The following is a 2,473-nucleotide window of genomic DNA, read 5'->3' on the forward strand; positions in this document are numbered from 1 at the left end:
GGCGATGCAGATGGATTCTAGGGACTTGTTGGTGCGCAAATCCGTCAGCCACTCGGGCCTGGCGATTTCGCGCGCGGGGCCGCCAGGCCGGCCATCGGTGATGGCGAAATCGGCGACGCGGGTGAGGTTTTCAAAGCTGACGCGGACCGCTACGGGCACGCCGTCACGATAGACGGTGTCCATGCCCTCGGCATCGCGGGCATATTGGCGGGGCAGGGGCGCGCCCTTGGAGTTCTGCATCGGCTCCATGATGACGCCGATGAGGCTCAGCAGGCGATCGTCCTGGTCGTAGGCAAGGCGTCCGGAGGCGAATTGGCCGCGATCGCTGACGAAGGCGACGTTCTGGTTGGGGCCGGTGGTGGTGATGCTCGAAAGGCCGCCGAACATGTCGTCCTGCGACTGCAAGGTCAGTCCGCCGCGAAAGATCAGCTTGCCGACGGGCTCATCGAGCCCGACGCCTTTGAAGCGGGACACTTGAGCGGCCGTCACGGAGACGTCTACCGCCAGAGCGGGCGAGGCGAGGAGCGCGAGGCTCCCAGCTATCATCGCCCGCCAGGTCATCTCCGGCCGCGCCGCCTCGTGGGCCCGGGCATTTCCTCGTCGAAGAGTGCGGCCAATTCGTCGGTGAGGGCGCCGGCCAGTTCCTCGGCATCGAGCAGGGTTACCGCGCGACGATAGTAGCGCGTCACATCGTGGCCGATGCCGACGGCGACGAGCTGGATGGGCGAGCGGGTTTCGATGTCCTCGATGACCTGACGCAGGTGCGCTTCGAGATAGTTGCCGGCGTTGACCGACTGGGTGGAATCATCGACCGGCGCACCGTCCGAAATCACCATCAGGATGCGGCGCTGCTCGGGGCGGGCCATCAGGCGCTTGCGGGCCCATTCGAGGGCTTCACCGTCGATGTTTTCCTTGAGGAGGCCTTCGCGCATCATCAGGCCGAGATTGCGGCGCGCATGGCGCCACGGCTCGTCGGCCGCCTTGTAGATGATATGACGGATGTCGTTGACGCGACCGGGATTGGCCGGGCGATTGGCTTCGAGCCAGGCTTCGCGGCTCTTGCCGCCCTTCCAGGCGCGCGTCGTAAAGCCGAGGATTTCGACCTTCACGCCGCAACGCTCGAGCGTGCGGGCGAGGATGTCGCCGCAGATCGCCGCGATGGTGATCGGGCGGCCGCGCATGGAGCCGGAATTGTCGATGAGCAGCGTGACGACCGTATCGCGGAAATCGGTGTCGTTCTCGACCTTGAAGCTCAGGGCCTGCATGGGGTCGGTGACGACGCGGGTGAGGCGTGCGGTATCGAGCAGGCCCTCTTCAAGGTCGAACTGCCACGAGCGGTTTTGCTTGGCCATCAGGCGGCGTTGCAGCTTGTTGGCAAGACGCGCAACGGCACCGGCGAGGTTTTCGAGCTGCTTGTCGAGAAGACCGCGCAACTGGTCCAATTCGTCGGGCGGACAGAGATCTGGGGCCTTCACCACTTCGTCGAACTTGGTGGTAAACACCTTGTACTGGAACTGGTTCGACAGGCGCTCGCCGCCGTCCTTGGCGGGCGGGGGCATTGGTGCGTCTTCGCCAGCTTCGGATTCAGCATCGTCGTCGACATCGGCCATGTCGGCTTCCATGCCTTCGACGTCGCCGGTTTCTTCGCTTTCGCCGGCCTGCTGATCTTCTTCCGACTCAGCCTGCTCGTTCTCGCCTTCGCCCTGTTCGGGCGACTGGTCGGAGCCCTGGGCCTGCTCGGGCTGGCTGTCGTTGGAATCGTCCTCATCCGAGGCGTCGGGATCTTCCATATCGCTTTCGGCGATGAGGTTGAGATCGCGCAACACGGCCTTTACGGCCTTGGAGAAATCTTCCTGGCTTTCATAGGTCGACAGCAGCTTGTCGATTGAAGTGGAAGCCTTGGCTTCGATTTCCGTGCGCCACAGATCGACCAGTGCATGGCCCGAGGGCGGCACGGGGACGCCGGCGAGCTTTTCGCGCAGCATCAGGCCGAGGGCTTCAGCGAGCGGGGCTTCGTTCTTGTCGTCGACTTCGGCGAAATTGGCGCGGAAGAGGCGGTCTTCCAGCATTTCGTGGATGTTTCCGGACATGCCGGGCATGCGGATGACGCCAAGGGATTCGACGCGTGCCTGCTCGAGAGCGTCGAAAGCGGCGCGGGCCTGCGGGTCCATGGGTGCGCGCTTGCGGTGCGCCTCGGGATCGTGGCTCGCAAGCCGCATGGCCATGGCGTCGCCCTGGCCGCGGGCGATGGCGATATCGCGCTTGGTTGGCAGGCGCGGCAGATTGGCAAGGCGCGCCTTGTCGGAGGTCAGGAGCGGCCGGTCGGCCGTAAACGTGACCTCCAGCTCCGGCTTGGCACCGATGGCGCGCACCGTGGCGCCCATGGCCGATTTGAAGGCCTGGGTCTGGTCGGGCTTATTGGGCTTGCTGCGCGGGGGCTGTGCCATGGAAGCGGTCTCTTCTACCCGTTTTA

The 2,473-nt window shown here is 64.8% G+C and carries 2 protein-coding genes; both read right to left on the reverse strand.

What is annotated here, in order from left to right; translation table 11 throughout:
- Positions 1 to 546, reverse strand: a 546-nt coding sequence (locus J0I64_RS00285) for an esterase-like activity of phytase family protein (protein ID WP_291405315.1), incomplete at its 3' end; no start/stop codon positions are given.
- A gap of 11 nt (positions 547 to 557) precedes the next feature.
- On the reverse strand, positions 558 to 2,447 hold the full coding sequence (gene cobT / locus J0I64_RS00290) for a cobaltochelatase subunit CobT (RefSeq protein WP_291405317.1): 1,890 nt from the start codon (positions 2,445 to 2,447) through the stop codon (positions 558 to 560).
- Positions 2,448 to 2,473 lie beyond the last annotated feature (26 nt).

The sequence above is a fragment of the Devosia sp. genome (genome assembly GCF_017307565.1).
In the GTDB taxonomy this organism is placed as follows: Bacteria; Pseudomonadota; Alphaproteobacteria; order Rhizobiales; family Devosiaceae; genus Devosia.